Origin of the sequence: Pseudopontixanthobacter vadosimaris (assembly GCF_012979275.1) — a bacterium.
GTDB lineage: Bacteria > Pseudomonadota > Alphaproteobacteria > Sphingomonadales > Sphingomonadaceae > Pseudopontixanthobacter > Pseudopontixanthobacter vadosimaris.
Window position 1 is genome coordinate 154,201 of sequence record NZ_JABASZ010000037.1, and the last position, 20,057, is coordinate 174,257.

The window sequence follows — 20,057 nt, forward strand, 5'->3', positions numbered from 1 at the left end:
CGTGCCATAGGGGCAATTGTGCGGGGCGCAAAGGGTGTTAAAGCCCTGGTCCGAAACCTGCGAAGGCGACCATGCCCGAACTTCCCGAAGTCGAAACCACCGTGCGCGGGCTGGCCCGCTATCTTAAAGGCGAGCGCCTGACGCGCGTGGCCGTCAACCGGCCCGATCTGCGCCGCCCCTTCCCCGCCGATCTGACGCAGGCGATGACCGGCGCGGTTGTCACCGGGCTGGAACGGCGCGCCAAATACGGGCTGCTGCATACCGACAGGGGCTGCACGCTGGTGTTCCACCTGGGGATGAGCGGGCGCTGGCGGATCGACCCCGAACAGGCGGACAGGCACGACCATCTGGTGCTGCATACCGAAAGCCATATCTTTGCGCTCAACGATGCGCGGCGATTCGGCTCGGTCGATCTGGTGGACCGCTCCGCGCTGGACCAATGGCCGCCCTTTGCCGCGATGGGCCCCGAACCGCTGGGGGAGCGGCTTACCCCCGGCCATCTCCACGCCGCGACGCGCGGTCGCAAGACGGCGATCAAGGCGATGCTCCTCGATCAGCGGATCGTGGCGGGCCTCGGCAATGTCTATGTCTGCGAGGCACTGTTCCGCAGCGGGATCAGCCCGCGCCGGCAGGCCGGCAGGGTCAGCCGTGCCGCATTTGCCCGGCTGGTGCCCGCCATTCGCGACGTGCTGCACCAGTCGATAGCGGATGGCGGATCGACCCTGCGGGACTATGCCCGTCCCGATGGGCAGCTCGGCTATTTCGCCACCCGCTTCGACGTATATGGCCGCGAGGGCGAGACCTGCCATCGCTGCGACGGCACCGTCAGGCGAATCGTCCAGGGCAGCCGCAGCAGCTGGTTCTGCCCGTCCTGCCAGGAATAGGCGCGGGCCTGCTCGGCTTGAAAGCGGGCATGCCGCCCCCATCTTGTGTTGACGATTCGCGCTGCCGAGGTTAAGGGCCGAGCTTTCCGGCGGATCATCGCCGATTTTCCGACCCGCACGGGCATCTGAGCCAGCATGGCCCGCGATGCGCAGGTGACAATCGATTTACTGGAAGGTTCGCCTGCGGGCAGCCTTCGCGAGATAAGGACGAACATGGCCAATACGCCGCAAGCCAAGAAGCGCATCCGCCGCAACGATGCCCGCGCCGCAGTGAACGGCGCGCGCGTCAGCCGCATCCGCAATTACGTGAAGCGGGTCGAAACCGCCATCGAAGGCGGCGACAAGAACGCAGCACAGGCTGCGCTGAAGGATGCGCAGCCCGAACTGGCTCGCGGCGTCGCGCGCGGCGTGATGCACAAGAACACGGCATCGCGCAAAATGTCGCGCCTGTCGAAGCGGGTCGCCGCTCTCTGATTATCTTTCCCTGATCGCCGCCCCCTGATTTCCGCCCGGCATCTGCCGGAACGGTCCGGGCGCTGCGCGAATCGTTTGCGGGCCGCATGTCTGGCCCCGATGCGAGCCGTCGCTGATCCGATCTGTTTGCCAAAAAGGCCGGCGCTATCTGCGCCGGCCTTTGTCTTGTTCGCAGGGTCTGCGAATTCCGGCCTGTCGAAGCCGGGCAAACCAGGCGCTGCAACCGCCTGCGCAAAAGCTTCGATTTCCCGTGATTCGCACCCGTTCGGAGCGCACCGACGCCCCCTGATTCGGCTCACTCCAAAGAACAGAAATGACGGAAATCTGCCACTTTGACGGGGTTCTGCGGGCCAGTCGAGTCAACCGAATTATTTAAGATTTTTTGCAGGCCATGCCCTTTACTCGCCCCCCTCGCCGGTCATAAACCGTGCCTCGGCAGGGCTCGATACGGCCCTGTGATCTAGCGACGAATTGCCGGGGGGCCTTCCGAATCCACCATGCGATTTCGGGATCCGGCGAAGCTTTGCCTGCGACCGGCAGGCGAGGCTGACAGGGTGGGGAATGGTGATGGGCAAGGCGGATGAGAGCGCGATGGAAGATATCGAAGCGGTAAACCTCGCGGCCGACTGGTCCGACATCAGCCTGGGTCTGCGCAAGGATCTTGGCCAGCAATTGCACAGCCAGTGGATCAAGCCGATCCAGCTCGGCGGCTTCTGCAAGGCGACGGGAACGCTCGATCTTTACCTGCCGACCGAATTTTCCGCCAATTGGGTGCAGGACCGGTTTGCCGACCGCCTTTCGCTCGCCTGGAAAATCGCCCGCAGCGAAGTGCGGCAGGTCCGCATCGCCGTCCACCCCGGTCGCCGGCAATTGCCTGAATTGCGGATCGACAATGCGGGCAGGCGAATCGCTGCCAATGATGGCGGCTCCCCTGCGTCCGCCAGCACCGGCAACAGCGGCAACGCCTTTTCCTCCGCTGGCTATGGGCAGGCCGCTTTCGACGATCCTTCCTTCGCTCCCGTAGGGCTGGACGCATCGCTGACATTCGGCGCCTTCGTCACCGGCGAATCCAATATTCTGGCCTGCAACGCCGCACAGCGCATGGCCGCGCCCGAGAAACCGCAATTCTCGCCCCTCTACCTCAAGGCCGCGACTGGCCAGGGCAAGACGCATCTGCTGCACGCCATCGGCCATGCCTATCTGGCGGATCACCCCCGAACACGGATCTTCTATTGCAGCGCCGAACGCTTCATGATCGAATTCGTCCAGGCGCTGAAGCAGAACCGGATGATGGAATTCAAGAGCCGGTTGCGCAGTTTCGACCTGCTGCTGGTGGACGATATCCAGTTCATCATCGGCAAGGCCAGCGCGCAGGAGGAACTGCTCTACACCATCGACGCCCTGCTGGCGGAAGGCAAACGCCTGGTCTTTGCTGCCGACCGCGCGCCGCAGGCGCTGGACGGCGTGGAACCGCGCCTGCTCAGCCGCCTGTCCATGGGCCTCGTCGCCGATATCGCGCCCGCCGATATCGAATTGCGCCGCGCGATCCTCGAATCCAAGCTGACCCGCTTCGCGCCGCTCGACGTGCCGGCCGATGTGATCGACTTCCTCGCCCGGACTATTACCCGCAACGTGCGTGAACTGGTCGGCGGCCTCAACAAGCTGATCGCCTATGCACAATTGACCGGTCAGGAAGTCAGCCTGAACCTCGCCGAGGAACAGCTGACCGATATCCTGTCCGCCAATCGCCGCCGGATCACTATCGACGAAATCCAGCGCACGGTCTGCCAGTTCTACCGCATCGATCGCAGCGAAATGTCGTCCAAGCGCCGCGCCCGCGCCGTGGTCCGCCCGCGCCAGGTGGCGATGTATCTGGCCAAGGTGCTGACACCGCGCAGCTATCCCGAAATCGGCCGCAAATTCGGCGGACGCGACCATTCCACCGTTATCCACGCGGTGCGCCTGATCGAGGATCTGCGCGGGCGGGATGCGGATATGGACGGCGATGTGCGCAGCCTGCTGCGCCAGCTGGAAAGCTGAAGCCCGCGGGCGGATTTCCGCAGCTTGCGAACCGGCTTTCCACGCATGTCCACAGACCTATCGACAGGGCGCGCGCCCGCATCGTAAGGCGTGGCGATGCCGCTTGAACCCGAACGCCTCGACCGATTTGCCCGCAATATCATCCTGCCCGAAATCGGCGGTGCCGGACAGGCGGCGCTGGCCGGTGCCCATATCGCGCTGATCGGTCTCGGCGGAATAGGCTCGCCTGCGCTGCAATACCTGGCTGCTGCCGGAATCGGGCGGCTGACTTTGGTCGATGACGGCGACGTGGAACTGTCGAATCTGCAGCGGCAGACGCTGTATACCCAGCGCGACATCGGCCATGCCAAGCCCGTTGCCGCCCGGCGCTGGCTGGCCAATTTCGACAGCCACATCGAAGTCGAGATCCGCGACAGGCGGATCCATGCCGGCAATGCTGCCGGCCTTGTCGAGGGGGCCATGGTGGTTCTGGACGGCACCGACAATTTCGCTACCCGCCTCGCGATTTCGGACGCCTGCGTTGCGATGCACGTTCCGCTGCTCAGCGCCGCGATAGGGCGCTTCCAGGGGCAGGTCGCTGCCTTTGCGGGCCACCGTCCCGATTCGCCCTGCTATCGCTGCTATGTCGGCGATGCTTTCGACAGCGACGATTGCGACACCTGTGCAGAAGATGGCATGCTGGGCGCCATGGCAGGCTGGGCGGGCAGTTTCGCGGCGATGCAGGCATTGCGAATAGTTTTGCAGGGCAAATCCACTTTCGGCACGCCGCAGTGGGGGCGGCTGCACCTTCTCGACGGGCTGGCGCCCTCCATGCGCACGCTCACCATCGCCAAGGACCCGCACTGCCGCGCCTGCGGAAATCCCGCATCGTCAGCCGCCGAGTAGTTCCTCCACCCATTCGGGCACGATCCTGCTGGCCGGGCCGAGGCGGCTTTCATCGAACCAGTGCGACCCTTCGCTGCGTTCGAGGTTCAGTTCCAGCGTCGGGACACCTGCCCGTGACGCCTGGGCGACGAAGCCGGCCGCAGGATAGACCGCGCCCGAGGTGCCGATGGAAACGAACAGATCGGCTGCGAGCAGCGCGGCCTCGATCCGCTCCATCCCGTAAGGCATTTCGCCGAACCAGACGACATCGGGCCGCAGGTGCGCCTCGCCGCAGGACGGGCAGGGCGGCCGGTGCAGCAGTTTTTCGCGCCACGGATGCCGGGTGCCGCAGCCGGAACAGAGCGCACTCAGCGCCTCGCCATGCATGTGCAGAATCCGCTTCGCACCTGCGCGTTCGTGCAGATCGTCGACATTCTGCGTGACGATCAGCAGGTCGCGCCCGGTGCCATGCCATTCCCGGTCCAGTCTCGCCAGCGCGTGATGCGCTGCATTGGGCTGCTTGTCCGCTATGGCGCTGCGGCGCATGTCGTAGAAACGCTGCACCAGATCGGGATCGCGCCGAAATGCCTGCGGCGTGGCGACATCCTCCACCCGGTGCCTTTCCCACAGGCCGCCACCATCGCGAAAGGTGTCGATGCCGCTTTCGGCGGATATGCCCGCCCCGGTCAGGATGACGATATTGCCCGATGGGCGGTTGAGATCGGAAGCCATGCGGGCCATGAAACACGCCACGCAGGAGAAGCGCAATGGCGAGCATCGGGATTATCGGCAGCGAGGGGCGCATGGGCCGCGCGATTGCGGAAGCTGTCGCAGCGACCCGGCATGATCTGGCGGGCGGCGTCGACCGAGGGGGCGATCTCGGCACCCTTGCGGCGAGCTGCGACGTGCTTGTCGATTTCTCGTCGCCCGCCGCTTTGCCCGCGAATCTGGAAGCAGCATCGCGCGCGGGCATACCCATGCTGATCGGCACGACGGGGTTGTCCGCTTCGGATCATGCGCTGATCGAAGACCATGCTGCAAGACTTGCGCTGCTGCAGACGGGAAACACCTCGCTGGGCGTTACCCTGCTGGCGTCGCTGGTGCGGGAGGCCGCGGCGCGGCTCGGCCCCGAATGGGATATCGAGATCGTCGAGATGCATCACCGCCGGAAGGTCGACGCGCCCTCCGGGACCGCCTTGCTGCTGGGCGAAGCCGCGGCGGCGGGGCGCGGCGTGGCGCTTGCTCCGAATGCCCGCAGCGGACGTGACGGGCATACCGGCCAGCGCGAGACCGGCACGATCGGCTTTGCCGCCCTACGCGGCGGCACCGTGGCGGGCGAGCACAGCGTGATCCTGGCGGGAGAGCAGGAACGCATCACCCTGTCGCACCATGCCGAGGACCGGAGCATCTTCGCGCGCGGCGCGCTGCGCGGTGCGGAATGGCTGATCGGACGGGCGCCCGGCCGCTATGGCATGGAGGATGTTCTCGGCCTCGGTTCGCACACCGCAACGGGCCCGGCGTGACGAAGGATCAGATCTTCGAATTCTTCCGCCGGCTGGCAGAGGACAACCCCTCGCCGGAAACCGAGCTGGAATATGGGAACCCATTTCAGCTGGTCGTCGCCGTCGCCCTGTCCGCCCAGGCGACCGATGTGGGCGTGAACAAGGCGACTCGCCACCTCTTCGCGCGAGTGCATACGCCCGAGGACATGGTCGCACTGGGCGAAGAGGGGCTGAAAGACCATATCCGCACCATCGGCCTGTTCAATTCCAAGGCGAAGAATGTCATCGCCCTGTCGCAGCGCCTGATCGACCACTTCGGCAGCGAGGTTCCCCGGGATCGCGACGCGCTGGTCACGCTGCCCGGTGTCGGGCGCAAGACCGCCAATGTCGTGATGAACTGCGCCTTCGGGATGGAAACCTTCGCCGTCGATACGCATGTGTTCCGTGTCGGGAACCGTACCGGCCTCGCCAAGGGCAAGACGCCCGAAGCGGTCGAGGCGAAGCTGGAGAAGCGGGTGCCGCAGCCCTTCCGGCGCGACGCCCATCACTGGCTGATCCTGCATGGCCGCTATATCTGCAAGGCGCGGACGCCCGAATGCTGGCGCTGCCCCGTGATCGACCTGTGCTCCTATCGGCAGAAGGTGCTTTCCCCACCCGAAAAGCGCAACGCCGCCGCGGCACCGACCAAGATACGAGCCAAGGAACAGGGCGCCTAGACCGGCGTTGATCCGGCAAGGGGCATCGGAACAGATTTGGCGTGCCCCGCAGCCGATGGAGATCCCCGATGCGCCGCCCTGCCCTCACTACCTGCTCCGCCCTGCTGGCTGCGGCATCCCTGTCGGCGTGCTCCAGCCAGTTGCAACCGCCCGATGCGTCCGCCGACGTTTCCCCGGTACGCGTGACGGGCGCAGCGGAAAATTGCCTCAACACCCGCAACATCAGAACATCGCATGTGCAGAGCGACCGGGTCATCGATTTCGAGATGACGGGCGGACAGGTCTATCGCAACACCTTGCCCAATCGCTGTCCGGGGCTGGGCTTCGAACGGGCATTCAGCTACGATACGACGGTGGGCCGGCTGTGCAATCCGGACATCATCTACGTGCTCCGCGACACGGCAGGCAGGATCGAACGCGGCGCAGGCTGCGGGATCGGGAATTTCGTTCCCGTCGATTATACCGATGGGCGCATGACGGACTGAACGCCTGACCCTCAGACATCGTCGGCGCTGATCATCTCTGCGCGGTCGATCTCACCCGTCATGGACGCGACCGTCATGGTGATCGCGGCATCGCCCGAGACATTGGTAACGGTCCGCATCATGTCCATGATCCTGTCGACGCCTGCAACCAGGGCGATGGTTTCCAGCGGCACGCCGACCGCGCCGAACACCAGCGCCATCATGATGAGGCCCGCCCCCGGAATACCGGCTGCGCCAATGGCACCGGCGGTGGCGAGGATCGAGATCATGAAATAGTCGCCCCAGTCGAGAGACACCCCGAACACCTGCGCGCCGAACAACGTGGCAAGGCCGAGATACATCGCCGTGCCGTTCATGTTCACCGTGGCGCCCAGCGATACGACGAAGCTGGACACGCTGGGCGACACGCCCAGGTTGCGCTGGGTGCAGCGCAGCGTCACCGGCAGGGTCGCATTGCTCGACGCCGTGGAATAGGCCACCGCCATCGCATCGATGATGCCGCGGAAAAAGTCGCGCACCGGCAGGCGGGCGAGGAATTTCACCATGGCCGAATACATGACGAAGATGATGATGAGGCAGCCGAGGTAGTTCAGCCCCACCAGCTTGGCGAGGGCGATCAGCGCATCGGACCCTTGTGTGCCCGCCACCCAGGCCATCAGCGCGAACACCCCGAAGGGCGTCAGTTCCATCACCACCGCCGTGACCTTCTGCATGACGATGGAGCCGGAATCGAAGATCCGGGCGACAGGTTCGCCGTCCTTCTCCGCCATCAATATGCCGATGCCGATGAGCATGGCGAAGACGATCAGCGGCAGGACGTTCACATCGGCCATGACCTGAACCGGGCTTTGCGGAACGATGGACAGGAGCATGTCGCGCCAGCCGGTATCCTGCGGTTCGGGGATCGCGCCGCGTTCGATGCTGCCGACATCCAGCCCCGAACCGGGGGCGAGCAGCGTTCCCATCAGGAGGCCCAGCCACACGGCGATCTGCCCGGTGACGATAAACAGCAGCGCGGCGCGTCCGCCGACGGAGCCCAGCTTCCGCAGATCGCCGATGGCTGCAACGCCTGCCACAAGGCTGAAGAAGATGAGCGGGACGACCAGCATCTTGATGAAGGCGATGAAAATATCGCCGATGATCTTGATGCTTTCCGCGCCCGGACCCCAGACGAGGCCGGTGACGATGCCGAGCGCGAGGGCGGCGACGACCCGCTGCCACAGGGGGATTGCGAACCATTTACGTGTCATTCTGCGGTCATTCCCCCATCGCAGGCGACCGTGCGCCCGGCGCTCGCATCGCTCTCGTCCCTGGCCTTCTGCCCATGTGCGGGCAATAGCGCAAGGCGGGCTGCCGCTGCCGCTTACGAAGCGAGCGCTGCCTGCACGATACGCCGGTAGATCCGCGTCAACGTCAACAGATCGTCCACGGCCACGGCTTCGTCACGCTTGTGCATGGTTGCGTTCACAAGGCCGAATTCGATGACCGGGCACAGGTCCTTGAGGAAGCGCGCGTCGGAGGTGCCGCCGCTGGTGCTCGCCTCGGGGCGGACGCCGGTTTCGGCCTCGACCGCCGAGGCCACCAGTTCGGAAAACTCGCCCGGCAAGGTGAGGAAGCTCTCGCCGGAAATGATCGCCTTCGCACTGCCGCCATGGCGAACAGCCACCTCCTCCACCCGGCGCACCAGTTCCTCGCCGCGATGCAGATCGTTGAAGCGGATGGAGATACGCGCTTCGGCGCGGGCAGGGATCACATTATGCGCCGGGTTGCCGACGGCCATGTCGGTGATTTCCAGATTGGAAGGCTGAAACCAGTCCGTGCCTTCATCCAGCACCAGCGCCTGCAATTCGGCGAGCATGGCGACCAGCGGCGGAATGGGATTGTCCGCCAGATGCGGATAGGCGACATGGCCCTGCACCCCCTCGACCGTGAGCCAGATGTTGACCGAGCCGCGACGGCCGATCTTCATCATGTCGCCCAGCCGGTTTACCGAGGTCGGCTCTCCCACCAGGCACAGGTCCGGCATGTCTCCGGCGGCGCGGATATGATCGATCAGAGCGCGGGTGCCGTATAGCGCCGGCCCTTCCTCGTCCCCGGTGATGATGAAGCTGATCGTGCCTGTTTCGGCAGGAATATCCGCCACCGCCGCCGCCATGGCAGCGATCGAACCCTTCATGTCCACGGCGCCCCGGCCGAACAGCAGATCGCCGCCCGGAGCCTGACGTATTTCCGGCGCGAAGGGGCCGCTTGCCCAGCCCTCACCCGGTGGAACCACATCGAGATGACCGGCGAAGGCGAAATGGCGCGAGCCTGCCGGGCCTGTGCGGATCGCGAACAGATTCTCGACCGGACCGTCGGGTGCCTCACCGGCAATGAAGCGATGGACCGCAAAGCCTTGCGGTTCCAGCAGACCAGCCATGACATCGAAAACGCGTCCCACGGCCGGTGTGACGCTGGGCACAATCATCAGCGCCACGGCATTTTCGAGAGCGCCCATGCTCCTGTCGCCAGCGGGCACGCTGTCCGAAACGGTCGCCATCAGGCCGGCATGCCTTCATATTGCGCCAGAACCCAGTCCTCATCCTCGGCCGCCGCGATCCAGCCCTGCATCCATTCATGCTCCCATACCGCCTGCATGTAGGCCTGCGCGAAGCCTGGAACGCCGATACCATAGGTCAGGAAACGGCTGACGACGGGAGCGTAGAATATATCCGCCGCGCCGAAGGTGCCGAACAGGAACGGCCCGCTGGTGCCGAACCGCGCCCGCGCCTCCGCCCAGAGTTGCAGGATGCGGACGATGTCATCACGGCAGTCCTGCGAAAGCTGTGCATTCTCCACCCGCCGCCGGATGTTCATCGGGCATTCGGCGCGCAGCGAGCGATAGGAGGAATGCATCTCCGCCACGAGGGAACGGGCCATGCCGCGCGCCGAATCCTCCTTGGGCCAGAAGCGGTCGCGCCCGACCTTGTCGCCGAGATATTCGAGGATGGCCAGGCTGTCCCAGATGACGGTCTCGCCATCCCACAGGATCGGCACCTTGCCCGATGGCATGATGTCTTCGGACGTCTGCTTGGCATGGTCCCATTCCTCGCCGCCGATATTCACCGTCAGTTCCTCGAAGGACAGGCCCGACTGCTTCATCGCCAGCCAGCCGCGCAGGCTCCAGCTGGAATAATTCTTGTTGCCGATAATCAGCTTCATCCGAATCTCGCCCCGTCGCCCTGACGCATCACTGCCCGATCATTGAAACGGACATTCCGGCATGGTGCCGGCTGCATATCTGTCCCGCCGGGTTAGAGAAGGCGAAGCGGCCTGTCGAGGAAGCAGTGGTTGCGATCCGGGCGCAGGCGTTTCCGAGCGCCTTCAGATGCCTGCATCGGCCAGGATGGCGGCCCGCAGTTCGGGGATGCCCAGACCCTTCTCGGCGCTGGTCAGATGCAGGACGGGAAAGGCGGCCGGATGCTTGCGCGCTTCGTCGGCGACTTTCGCCGCCACCTCATCCAGCGCGCTGGCCTTGATCTTGTCCGCCTTGGTCAGCACGATACGGTAGCCGACGGCGGTTTCATCGAGCATCCGCATCATCTCGCGGTCGACATCCTTCAGCCCGTGGCGGCTGTCGACCAGCACCAGCGTGCGGTTCAGCACCTGCCGCCCTTTCAGATAGGTGCGGACCAGCGCCTTCCACCGATCCACCACCTTGGGCGGCGCCTTGGCGAAGCCGTAGCCCGGCATGTCGACCAGCCGGAACCGCGTCGGTTCACCCACCTCGAAGAAATTGAGTTCCTGCGTCCGCCCCGGCGTAACCGAAGCGCGGGCGATGGCCTTGCGGCCCACCAGCGCGTTGAGCAGCGAACTCTTGCCCACGTTCGATCGCCCGGAAAAGGCGATTTCCGGCACGGTCGGTTCCGGCAGGAATTTCAGCTGCGGGGCGGACAGGAGGAAATCGACCCGGCCCGAAAACAGCTTCGCCGCCTGCCGCGCCAGTTCGGCCCGCTCGCGCGCCTCCCGCTCTTCGCGTAGTGCTTCTTCCTCGGGCGTCATGCCTTGCTCTTGCCCTTGTCCCTGGCTGCGCCTGTTGCTGGCGATTCCTTCTCGCGCAGCTTGTCCTCGCGGTCCTTTTCCGCCTGCGCGCGCAATTGCGGGTGCTTGGAATAAAGGTATTTCTGCTGCGCCAGTGTCAGGATATTGGACGTCGTCCAGTACAGCAGCAGACCGGCGGCAAAGGGTGCCATCACGAACATCAGCACCCAGGGCATGATGTTGAACAATTGCTGCTGCACGGGATCGGTCATCGCCGGGTTCAGGCGGAAGGTCAGCCACATGGTGAAGCCGAGCAGCACCGCCAGCACGCCGATGGCAAGGAAGCTGGGCGGGGTGAAGGGCAACAGGCCGAACAGGTTGAGGATGGTCGCCGGATCGGGCGCGGACAGATCCTGGATCCACAGCACGAACGGCTTATGCCGCATCTCGATCGCCAGGATCAGCACCTTGTAAAGGGCGAAGAATACCGGAATTTGCAGCAGCATCGGAAGACACCCGGCCAGCGGATTGACGCCTTCCGACTTGTACAGCGCCATGATCTCCTGCTGCTGTTTCTGCTTGTCGTCCTTGTAGCGTTCCTGCAGCGCCTTCATCTTCGGCTGAATCGCCTTCATCGCCGCCATCGAGGCAAAGCCCTTCTGCGCGATGGGGAACATCAGCCCGCGAATGATGACAGTCAGCAGGATGATCGCGACGCCGAAATTGCCGACCAGATCGTATAGCAGGCGCAGCAGCCAGAAGATCGGCTTCTCGAACCAGCGGAACCAGCCCCAGTCGATCGCCAGGCCGAATTTTTCGACACCCGCATCTTCATAGACGTCGAGAACGGCGCTTTCCTTGGCACCCGCGAACAGGCGGGTGGTGCGCGTCACCTGCTGGCCCGACTGGATGACCACCGGTTCGTAGATGACATCGGCGCGGAAGATGTTGTTGCCGAGCGAACGGAAATCGGCCTCTGGCGAGGCGCCGTCCTGCGGGATGAGCGCACCGAGCCAGTAGATGTCGGTAAACCCGATCCAATGCGCCCGGCCTTCGCCCGACGCCCGGCGTGCTTCGGCAAGATCGTCGTAATCGGGGCCGAATTGCACACCATCGCCAAACGCGCCGATAGGGCCGGAATGGATGGTCCAGGTGTCGACGCTGGCGGTGCGGTCCGTGCGGTTGAGCGTCGCGAAAGGCTGCAGGGCCACCGCGCCGCCGCCGGTGTTGGCGACAGTCTGCTGCGCCGTGATCATGTAATAGCGGTCGATCGACAGGGTGATGGTGAAGAGCTGGCCCTGCCCGTTGTTCCAGCGCAGCGTGACCGGCGAATCCACGGCCAGAGGCCCGCCGCTCGCCTGCCAGCGGGTGCGTGCATCGGGCACGCGGATATTGCCGCCACCCGCATCGGCTACCCAGCCGAACTGCGCGAATTGCTGCGCCGGCGTTCCTGCCGGGCTGAAGATGCGGATGGGGCCGCTATCATCATCCACGGTTTCCCGGTGCGTCTTGAGCACGATATCGTCGATGCGCGCACCGACGGGATTGATCGAGCCGGCAATGCGCGGCGCATCGATCGGCACGCGCGCCCCGTCGGCGAGCAGGGTTCCGATATCGGCGCGTTCCCGCGCGATGTCCGCAGGATCGCTCAGGCCGCCTTCGCGCGTGTGAATGGCCGGGGCCGCCCCGCCATCACCATCGGCGAGCAAGGCGCGGTCGGCGGGCACATCCTCGCGCTGTGCCTGTCCCACCGTGGCGGGCTGCGGATAGAACTGGCTCATCGCCAGTTCCCAGCCGAGCAGCATCAGGCCGCACAGAACGACGGCCATGATGATATTGCGCTGATTGTCCAAGGTAACCGGTCCCGTCAGAAGTCTTGATTGGGCGATGCCCTAGGGCACCGGATCATATCCATGGCCCCCCCATGGATGGCAGCGCATTATACGCTTCGTCGCCAGCCAGCTACCCTTGATTGCGCCATATTTGCCCAGCGCCTCGATCGCATATTGCGAGCAGGAGGGCGCGAAGCGGCACGACGGCGGCAAAACGCGCGAGGGGCCGATCTGCCATAGCCGCGCGAGAAGGATGAGAGCCTGTTTCATGTCTGCCGTCCATAGCGGAAAATGCGGATCGTTCCACTCGGCCCGGAAACGGGCATCAGCGCCGCGATTTGCGCGACCGGGACCGGCCACCGCGCGGCGGGTCGCCCTTGCCCTCGCGGAGGCGTTCCAGCGCAGCGTCCAGTTCGGCGCGCAGCATGGCGAAATCCCGTTCGACACCGCCGTCGCGGCCGATGAGAACATGATCGTGGTCGGCAAGGCCGCCTTCCGGCAAGGCGGATCGCAGCAACTCGCGGAAACGCCGCTTCATCCGGTTGCGGATAACGGCGTTGCCGATGCGCTTGGTCACGGTAATCCCGTAACGCTTGCCCTTCCCGCCATTGGCATGCGCGAGCAGCACGAAGCCGGGCCGCGCCACCCGCATCCCGCGATTGGCGGCAAGGAAATCGGAACGTTTGCGGATAATCGCCGGCGCTTGCCCGGACGGCGATGCGCCGACCGCCGGATCAGGAATTTCCGATACGCTCAAATCAGCCGGCGAATCTACGAAGACAGTTACAGACCGGCGTCGAAGCGAACTCCGTCACCGAACCGGCTAGCATCACACCGCGCAGATCAGGCGCAGAGATTCTTCCGGCCGCGGCGGCGACGATTGCGCAGCACCTTGCGGCCACCGGGGGTCGCCTTGCGGGCGAAAAAGCCGTGGCGCCGCTGGCGCACGAGATTGCTGGGCTGGAATGTCCGCTTCATAACGTCCTCGAAAATATGGCGATGGTGCGGATTGTCCCCGCACCATGAAACAAGCAAATGAAAATGGCCGCCCCTGCAGAAGGCGACCCCTGTATGCTGCGCGCAACTACTGCAGCGGCGCGCCGGAGTCAAGATAGCCGCGGCGCAGCGCGGAGCCCGCCCCCGCGATATCCGCTTTCGCCAGGGTAACACCCTGCTCCGGCTGCAACCAGCGGCGCATCTCGCCCCCGGTAAGCCATAGCGCATCTTCGAACCCGACCGAATTGGTCATGGCGTAAAAGGCCTGCGCCTGCCCGGGCGAAAAGCCCATTTCCTCGTAATAGTCGAGATAGAACCGATGTTCGCGCGCCTGTGCGGGAAAATCCGCCGCCTGCCGACCTTCGGCATCCATCCATGCATGAACGGCAAATTCCGCACCCTCGGCAATCTGCCGCTGCGCCCCGGCCAGGAACAATTCGACAGCGCCGGACCGAACCGAACCGCCGCGCGGGACCGATGTGGCGATACCGCGCGCGCGAATCATCCGTCCCAGCTCGAAATTGGCGGTATCGTGGTCGGTCCCGGGGCACTCGACCATCTCGAGAACCGCTATTCCGGGATGATCGCGCAGCAGGGCCGCAAACTGGGCGGGACTGTGTTCATCGGTAACGTCCAGCAGAGCCACCCGCCGGTGGTCAAGCACCTGGAATGGCCCGTATCGCTGCTGCTGCTGCGCGCCCGCTTGTGCCGCGCCCATTTCGGCCGGGGTCGCCTGCGCCGGTGCCGCACCATTCGCGGCGATGGACGCCACTCCGGTCAGCGGCGATGCCGCAGCGACAAAGGTGAGCAGGTAAGAGCCGGATTTCCACATGAGGCAAAGCATGGCTGCAAAGCCCTTGCCGAAACCCCAAGCGAAATGCTTTCCGGGCCGTTCACCAAAGCGGCATGCGTGATTTTACCCGCCGGCGGCACTGCGCCCCCTCGACCCGCTGGAACTTTGGCGGCAAAGGGCAGGGAAAGAGCCGACAGGCGTTTACAGGGGGAAGCGGGCATGGTCGCCCTTATCGGCACGGTCGCCTATCTGGGTCTGGAAGCCCGCAAGGTCGAGGTGCAATGCCAGATCGCCTCGGGCCTGCCGCGCTTTGCGGTCGTCGGGCTGGCGGACAAGGCCGTGGGCGAAAGCCGCGAGCGCGTGCAATCCGCGCTGTCCGCCATGGGCCTCGCCCTGCCGCCCAAGCGCATCACCATCAATCTGTCGCCGGCCGACCTGCCCAAGGAAGGGTCGCATTACGATCTGCCCATCGCGCTGGCCCTGCTGGCGGCCATGGGCGTGTGCGATGCCGAACAGATGGCGGATTGGGTAGCGGTGGGCGAGCTGGCGCTGGATGGGCGCATCGTCGCATCGCCCGGAGTCCTGCTGGCCGCGATGCATGCCGCGGAACAGGACGTCGGCCTGATCTGCCCCGCCGCGCAAGGGGCGGAAGCGCGCTGGGCCAGCGGCGTGCCGGTCTGCGCCGCGCCCGATCTCGTCAGCCTGCTCAATCATCTGAAAGGCACGCAGGCGCTGCCCGAACCGGCGCGGGGGGAGGTGGCACCAGCGCCTCCGGTGGCCGATCTGAAGCAGGTGAAGGGGCAGGAAACCGCCAAGCGCGGGCTGGAAATCGCCGCTGCCGGAGGGCACAATCTGCTGATGAACGGACCGCCCGGTGCGGGCAAATCGCTGCTTGCGTCCTGCCTGCCCGGCATCCTGCCCGACCTGACTCCGTCGGAAGCGCTGGAAGTGTCGATGGTGCAGTCGGTCGCCGGAACTCTGGAAAACGGGCAGATCAGCCGCACCCGCCCCTTCCGCGCGCCGCATCATTCGGCCAGCATGGCCGCGCTCACCGGGGGCGGGCTGAAGGTGAAGCCGGGTGAGGTCAGCCTGGCGCATCTCGGCGTGCTGTTCCTTGACGAACTGCCGGAATTCCACGGCATTATGTAGCAAGCGCACCAAATGAATTACGGACGCATCGCGACCGCTGCGCTATGCATCGCGGATGGTTACAACGCACGCAATCACCGCCCTGCGCGATAAGCGGGGAGAACTCGCCGGATCGATCGACGCCCTCCAGGACCAGCTCCGCCAGGCATTCATCGACATGGACCACATAGACGCGACCCTGCGCATGTTTCAGCCAGACATAGAGCTAGACGAAATCAAGCCTAAGCCCCTCCCTCCGCGCCACAGGGCGTTCAAGGGACAGGTAACGCGGGCGATCCTCGCCATGCTGCGCAAAGAGGGTCCCATGGACGCAAAGGCGATCACGCTGCGTCTAATGGCCGAGCGGGAGCTAAACGTGAATGACAGCGGCCTACAGAAAGCCATGCACAAGCGGATAGGGGCGGCGCTGCGGAACTTGCGCGAGCGTACGCTGGTGCAGTCCGAACAGGGCAAGGGCGGGCTGTTGCGGTGGTCTATAGCAGGTAGCTGACCGCGCCCCATAACATGGCGAGGCTGAGGGCTAGAAGGGCGGCGAATTCGAGCTTGAGACGCATGGGGCGAGCATAAGCCCGCCCCACACTTATTCAAAATGCGAATGAGCCTTGCGCAGGCGGTGCATCGGGGAAATGTTGTCCTTTTAGAACTTCGCAAACCCGTCCCGGATTTACGCCTACAAGCGCAGCAATCTGATGCTGATAAAGGCCCTGTCCATAGCGCAAAAACTTAATGTGGCTCGCCATAGCGGGGGTCACACGGTTGCTCGGTGTTCTTTTGGTAGCCATTGTCGTTTCGCCTTTTGCAAAAGCGACTGCGGCGCATTGACATCGCATGATTGAGACTCCAGAGAGCCATCAACTAGCTAGTCACCGCGCTGCAATCGCGGTTCCTGAAAGCCCCTGAGTGTTAGCGCACTTGGGGGCTTTTTCTTGGTTAATCAGGAATCCCTAAGAGTCGAGTCTCGTTATGTTCCCCTTCCACGATTCGGTGGGGATAAACGGCGGATTATGCACCGCGCTGCCAGTAACCAGCCCACTGGCGGCTAACCTTGGCTTCAAGCGCAGCACCCGTAAGCGTCATGGCCTGACTGCCATTATCCACCCGGCGCATGTCCTCGCGCCATGCACACTCGCCAGCGTAGGCGTACAAGTACGGGCCCGCGATATGATGGTGCGTGCCGGTTTCCATGCGGCGCAAGCGGCTAAAATAGCTTTCGGCCTGGTTGGTGCAAACGCCCTTGTCCATGAACTGGACGGAGTGATTGACCCGGTGCGTATCCCAACCCGCGTGCAGCGCATCCCATCCGGTGCCTTCATCAGCGTGGATGGTGGCCAGTGTACCGACATGATCGCGGACATGGGGAACGGCATCGCCCTCATTGGCGACCACAAAGGGAAGCGAACGGCCGCCGCGCTCGCGCATGATGACAACGCACTGGCGCTTGCCTGAGCGGTTGAACGACAGGCGCCGGTCCTTGCGATCGGCCTTTTTGTTTTCGGGTTTCACATAGCCGCCGAAATAGCCGCCATCGATCTCGACCGTGCCATTGAGCTTCACCGTGCCGAATTCCTGCGCCATCGCTTCGCGCAGCTTGTGGAACAGCACGAAAGCCGTTTTGTATTGAACGTCCAGATCCCGCGAAGCCTGTAGGGCTGACAGCCCCTTGGCACCGTTCACGAACAGGACGATTGCGGCTAGCAGATCGGTGAAGGACAGCTTGCGCGAGGCAAAGATCGTGCCGCTGGTGACGCTGTACTGGTGATAGCAGGCGGTGCACTTGTACTTGCGGCGGCTCTTGAGGAAATAGCTGTCTGCACAACCACAACGGGGGCACACGGCCTCGCCATCGGTATCGGGCCAGCGCATCTCGCAAAACAGGCCGTAAGCCGCGTCTTCACCCATGCGATAAACCTTCGCGAGGGAGAGAGTGCGGGCTTTTGCCGAGAGTAGAAAATGCTGTGCCATGTAACTGTTTCCGTTGCCTATGCATCGTTTATAGTTACATCACGCACTCTTGTCAATGGCATATGTATCGCCTATGATGATAAAAACCATCAAAGGAGCGATCATGTCGGCGGTTAAGGATAAGGAATGGGATGACCGGGTGAAGGGCCTCTTAAAAGCCGAGCTTAAGCGTCGGAACGTCACCTATGCGGAGCTTGTTGGAAAGCTGGCGGATATAGGGGTGCACGATAGCGAGCCAAATATTCGTAACAAGATCAGTCGCGGAAAATTCACCGCGGTATTTCTGATCCAGTGCTTGGCGGCTATCGACTGTCAACTTCTTCATCTCCAGTCTGGTTGAGAAAAGTAATGCCTGGAACAGACTTTATCTGGTCGAAATTGCTAGGGTGGACAAAGACGGTGACAGACAAAATATCGCCACCGCGAATCGATACATCCTGAAACGGAATTACATTATTCAATACAAGCTCTGTCTTAGTCAGGATAAATTCGCAATTTCCAAAGCCAACTCCGTTTAAGTGACAGTTACGCAAGAAAAATATATTTGCGGGGCCGACAAGCTCACAATCAGTAAATTCTTTCCCCGCTACCGTTCGGGTTAGAGGATGAGCTATATCCTTAATAGATATTCTTTGACGGTGAAAATCCTTCTCAAGAGGATTAATCGCATCGGTGGGGCGGTCAGCGCTCACGCGATTGATTAATTTGGCTTCCGCGAACCGCTTTTTTGAATAACCGACGAGTGCAAAGATGGCCGCTGCGCAGAGCGCCCCCACTAGCGCGGCTGTGAACCAGCCATAAGGGCCGAAGCGATCAATCAGTGCAACGCCGGATGAAAACCACCCGCTCAATACGCCGGCAGTCAAGATACCTGTCCCGCGAGCAAGTTGCCAAAGGGCAATCCGCGATTCAAGCCGGTCAACGAGTTTCTGTAGCCGCTCCCACATATTCCAGTACTTGCCCCATTCCGCTCAAAGTGTGGAGTCGGTTCATAGCGCGCTGTTTCGATATTGCTCAAATTCCATCTCCATTAGGAGCGGCATTCGCAGCGTTGTCACTTTCTCCGATATGTCCGCCAGCATAGGCGCTGGCACCCGTAATCGGTTTGGTGCGCTTGCTACATAATGCCGGAATTCCAGCGCGCCGTGCTCGATTCGCTGCGCCAGCCGCTGGAAACCGGGCGGGTCGATGTCGCACGGGCGAATGCGCATGTCAGCTTTCCGGCGCGGGTGCAGCTCGTCGCCGCGATGAACCCTTGCCGCTGCGGCCACCTGGGCGATCCGGCGCTGGCCTGCAGCCGGGCGCCGAAATGTGCGGCCGATTACCAGAGCAAGGTGTCCGGCCCGATGCTCGACCGGATCGACCTCCATATCGAGGTGGACCCCGTCAGCGCTGCCGATCTCGCCCTGCCTCCGCCCGCAGAAGGCAGCGCCGAAGTGGCCGCGCGGGTGGCGGCGGCACGGGCGATCCAGACGGCACGCAGCGAGCAAAGCCGCGCCCGCACCAATGCCGAACTGGAGGGCGAGGCGCTGGAACGCTTCGCCACGCCGGACGGTGATGCCCGTGCCCTGCTGATGCAGGCAGCGGAAAAGCTGCGCCTTTCCGCTCGCGGCTATACCCGTATCCTTCGCGTGGGGCGCACCATAGCCGACTTGGCGAAATCGGAGGAGGTCCGCCGCATCCATATCGCAGAAGCGCTGAGCTACCGCCGGCAACCACCCCGCGCGTGAACCCCCGCTAAACACAGGAACGACAATGAACCCGACCGATTTTGTCGCCCCCACCCGCAGAACAATCGCCCACACCCTGCCCAATGGGATTATCTTCGATCTGACGCCGGAACAATTCGCCCGGGACTGGGCGATCGGCCAGTTCTATTTTCATCTATAGACCGCTTACGCGATCTTGCGAAATCTGGGTGTGGCGCTCGGGAAAGCCGACTATGTCGCGCCTATGTTTCCTCATCTGAGGCTGGGAACGCTGCCGAAAGGCGTGGGCTGAGTTCCTCGACACAGGGCATTCACTGCGCCACCTGTTCCCACCAATCGGCATAGGGGGTTTGGCGGATCATGTGGCGATTGTAGTCGGGGGCGCCATCCGTCCACCAGACCGGCCCTCTTTCACCGAGCGCCTCCTTGGCCGCCTGCACGCGTGCCCGCGCTTCGCCCGTCCTTGCAGTGTCTCCTGCGGCGGCACGCACGGTGCGGCGAGCTTCCATGAGCGCATCGACAAGCCGCTGCCGCTCCAAATCGGATAGCGCCGGGTTGCTGGCCCGCCAAAGCCGTCCCCGCACCACTATGTACCGCCCGTCCGGCGTTTGCGGAGGCGCGGTCGACACGC

Annotated in this window: 22 protein-coding genes and 3 pseudogenes; 12 read left to right on the forward strand and 13 right to left on the reverse strand. The window is 63.6% G+C overall.

Annotated features, from left to right (window positions below; all coding sequences use genetic code 11):
* The first annotated feature begins 71 nt into the window (after nucleotides 1-71).
* The 4 genes from mutM (at nucleotide 72) to HG250_RS09770 (ending at nucleotide 4,283) form a co-directional block, all read left to right on the forward strand.
* Nucleotides 72-884: a bifunctional DNA-formamidopyrimidine glycosylase/DNA-(apurinic or apyrimidinic site) lyase gene (gene mutM, locus HG250_RS09755; RefSeq protein ID WP_170005105.1), complete on the forward strand. Its 813-nt coding sequence runs from the start codon at nucleotides 72-74 to the stop codon at nucleotides 882-884.
* A gap of 213 nt (nucleotides 885-1,097) precedes the next feature.
* Nucleotides 1,098-1,358 carry a 30S ribosomal protein S20 gene (gene rpsT, locus HG250_RS09760; RefSeq protein ID WP_170005190.1) on the forward strand — a complete coding sequence of 87 codons (261 nt, stop codon included), beginning with the start codon at nucleotides 1,098-1,100 and terminating at the stop codon, nucleotides 1,356-1,358.
* A 567-nt stretch (nucleotides 1,359-1,925) separates the two neighbouring features.
* On the forward strand, nucleotides 1,926-3,398 hold the full coding sequence (gene dnaA, locus HG250_RS09765; protein ID WP_420821319.1) for a chromosomal replication initiator protein DnaA: 1,473 nt from the start codon (nucleotides 1,926-1,928) through the stop codon (nucleotides 3,396-3,398).
* A 96-nt stretch (nucleotides 3,399-3,494) separates the two neighbouring features.
* Nucleotides 3,495-4,283 carry a HesA/MoeB/ThiF family protein gene (locus HG250_RS09770; RefSeq protein WP_170005109.1) on the forward strand — a complete coding sequence of 263 codons (789 nt, stop codon included), beginning with the start codon at nucleotides 3,495-3,497 and terminating at the stop codon, nucleotides 4,281-4,283.
* On the opposite strand, the gene HG250_RS09775 is transcribed toward HG250_RS09770, so the two are convergent.
* Nucleotides 4,269-4,994 (reverse strand): NAD-dependent deacylase, encoded by a 726-nt coding sequence (locus HG250_RS09775; RefSeq protein ID WP_170005111.1) that lies wholly within the window; start codon nucleotides 4,992-4,994, stop codon nucleotides 4,269-4,271. The genes HG250_RS09770 and HG250_RS09775 overlap by 15 nt on opposite strands.
* Nucleotides 4,995-5,029: 35 nt before the next feature.
* On the opposite strand from HG250_RS09775, the gene dapB reads away from it, so the two are divergent.
* From dapB to HG250_RS09790, 3 genes are all read left to right on the forward strand, one after another.
* A complete protein-coding gene (dapB, locus tag HG250_RS09780) occupies nucleotides 5,030-5,785 on the forward strand; it encodes a 4-hydroxy-tetrahydrodipicolinate reductase (RefSeq protein WP_170005113.1) in 756 nt (251 codons plus the stop codon).
* Complete coding sequence (gene nth, locus HG250_RS09785; protein WP_170005115.1) at nucleotides 5,782-6,480, forward strand: endonuclease III; 699 nt, start codon at nucleotides 5,782-5,784, stop codon at nucleotides 6,478-6,480. The genes dapB and nth overlap by 4 nt, the downstream gene beginning before the upstream one ends.
* Before the next feature lie 68 nt (nucleotides 6,481-6,548).
* Nucleotides 6,549-6,965 (forward strand): hypothetical protein, encoded by a 417-nt coding sequence (locus HG250_RS09790; protein WP_170005117.1) that lies wholly within the window; start codon nucleotides 6,549-6,551, stop codon nucleotides 6,963-6,965.
* 11 nt (nucleotides 6,966-6,976) lie between these two features.
* On the opposite strand, the gene HG250_RS09795 is transcribed toward HG250_RS09790, so the two are convergent.
* The 9 genes from HG250_RS09795 to HG250_RS09835 all read right to left on the reverse strand — a co-directional run bounded on the left by HG250_RS09795 (nucleotide 6,977) and on the right by HG250_RS09835 (nucleotide 14,645).
* On the reverse strand, nucleotides 6,977-8,215 hold the full coding sequence (locus HG250_RS09795) for a dicarboxylate/amino acid:cation symporter (protein ID WP_170005119.1): 1,239 nt from the start codon (nucleotides 8,213-8,215) through the stop codon (nucleotides 6,977-6,979).
* 113 nt (nucleotides 8,216-8,328) lie between these two features.
* Nucleotides 8,329-9,504, reverse strand: a complete 1,176-nt coding sequence (dapE, locus tag HG250_RS09800) for a succinyl-diaminopimelate desuccinylase (RefSeq protein ID WP_420821320.1) — start codon at nucleotides 9,502-9,504, stop codon at nucleotides 8,329-8,331.
* Complete coding sequence (locus HG250_RS09805; protein WP_170005121.1) at nucleotides 9,504-10,166, reverse strand: glutathione S-transferase family protein; 663 nt, start codon at nucleotides 10,164-10,166, stop codon at nucleotides 9,504-9,506. Before HG250_RS09805 ends, dapE begins: the two co-directional genes overlap by 1 nt.
* A 162-nt stretch (nucleotides 10,167-10,328) precedes the next feature.
* On the reverse strand, nucleotides 10,329-11,006 hold the full coding sequence (gene yihA / locus HG250_RS09810; RefSeq protein WP_170005123.1) for a ribosome biogenesis GTP-binding protein YihA/YsxC: 678 nt from the start codon (nucleotides 11,004-11,006) through the stop codon (nucleotides 10,329-10,331).
* Nucleotides 11,003-12,838: a membrane protein insertase YidC gene (yidC, locus tag HG250_RS09815; RefSeq protein WP_170005125.1), complete on the reverse strand. Its 1,836-nt coding sequence runs from the start codon at nucleotides 12,836-12,838 to the stop codon at nucleotides 11,003-11,005. The genes yihA and yidC overlap by 4 nt, the downstream gene beginning before the upstream one ends.
* A gap of 39 nt (nucleotides 12,839-12,877) precedes the next feature.
* Nucleotides 12,878-13,087, reverse strand: coding sequence for a membrane protein insertion efficiency factor YidD (gene yidD, locus HG250_RS09820; RefSeq protein ID WP_170005127.1), 210 nt, complete (start codon nucleotides 13,085-13,087; stop codon nucleotides 12,878-12,880).
* Between the two features lie 55 nt (nucleotides 13,088-13,142).
* Nucleotides 13,143-13,511, reverse strand: coding sequence for a ribonuclease P protein component (gene rnpA / locus HG250_RS09825; RefSeq protein WP_420821325.1), 369 nt, complete (start codon nucleotides 13,509-13,511; stop codon nucleotides 13,143-13,145).
* A gap of 149 nt (nucleotides 13,512-13,660) precedes the next feature.
* Nucleotides 13,661-13,795: a 50S ribosomal protein L34 gene (gene rpmH, locus HG250_RS09830; RefSeq protein WP_170005129.1), complete on the reverse strand. Its 135-nt coding sequence runs from the start codon at nucleotides 13,793-13,795 to the stop codon at nucleotides 13,661-13,663.
* 106 nt (nucleotides 13,796-13,901) lie between these two features.
* On the reverse strand, nucleotides 13,902-14,645 hold the full coding sequence (locus HG250_RS09835) for an alpha/beta hydrolase (RefSeq protein ID WP_170005130.1): 744 nt from the start codon (nucleotides 14,643-14,645) through the stop codon (nucleotides 13,902-13,904).
* 180 nt (nucleotides 14,646-14,825) lie between these two features.
* On the opposite strand from HG250_RS09835, the pseudogene HG250_RS09840 reads away from it, so the two are divergent.
* A pseudogene (locus tag HG250_RS09840) lies at nucleotides 14,826-15,740 on the forward strand (YifB family Mg chelatase-like AAA ATPase); the annotation flags it as partial.
* A gap of 70 nt (nucleotides 15,741-15,810) precedes the next feature.
* Nucleotides 15,811-16,245 (forward strand): hypothetical protein, encoded by a 435-nt coding sequence (locus tag HG250_RS09845; protein ID WP_170005132.1) that lies wholly within the window; start codon nucleotides 15,811-15,813, stop codon nucleotides 16,243-16,245.
* A gap of 512 nt (nucleotides 16,246-16,757) precedes the next feature.
* Here the strand turns inward: HG250_RS09845 and HG250_RS09850 are convergent.
* Nucleotides 16,758-17,717, reverse strand: coding sequence for an IS1595 family transposase (locus HG250_RS09850; protein WP_170005133.1), 960 nt, complete (start codon nucleotides 17,715-17,717; stop codon nucleotides 16,758-16,760).
* A gap of 103 nt (nucleotides 17,718-17,820) precedes the next feature.
* On the opposite strand from HG250_RS09850, the gene HG250_RS09855 reads away from it, so the two are divergent.
* A complete protein-coding gene (locus HG250_RS09855; RefSeq protein WP_170005134.1) occupies nucleotides 17,821-18,057 on the forward strand; it encodes a DUF6471 domain-containing protein in 237 nt (78 codons plus the stop codon).
* On the opposite strand, the gene HG250_RS09860 is transcribed toward HG250_RS09855, so the two are convergent.
* A complete protein-coding gene (locus HG250_RS09860; protein ID WP_170005135.1) occupies nucleotides 18,020-18,583 on the reverse strand; it encodes a hypothetical protein in 564 nt (187 codons plus the stop codon). The genes HG250_RS09855 and HG250_RS09860 overlap by 38 nt on opposite strands.
* A 258-nt stretch (nucleotides 18,584-18,841) precedes the next feature.
* On the opposite strand from HG250_RS09860, the pseudogene HG250_RS09865 reads away from it, so the two are divergent.
* A pseudogene (locus HG250_RS09865) lies at nucleotides 18,842-19,447 on the forward strand (ATP-binding protein); the annotation flags it as partial.
* A 64-nt stretch (nucleotides 19,448-19,511) separates the two neighbouring features.
* A pseudogene (locus HG250_RS09870) lies at nucleotides 19,512-19,718 on the forward strand (DUF1993 family protein); the annotation flags it as partial.
* Between the two features lie 19 nt (nucleotides 19,719-19,737).
* Here the strand turns inward: HG250_RS09870 and HG250_RS09875 are convergent.
* Nucleotides 19,738-20,055, reverse strand: a complete 318-nt coding sequence (locus HG250_RS09875; RefSeq protein ID WP_338103901.1) for a hypothetical protein — start codon at nucleotides 20,053-20,055, stop codon at nucleotides 19,738-19,740.
* Nucleotides 20,056-20,057: the final 2 nt, after the last annotated feature.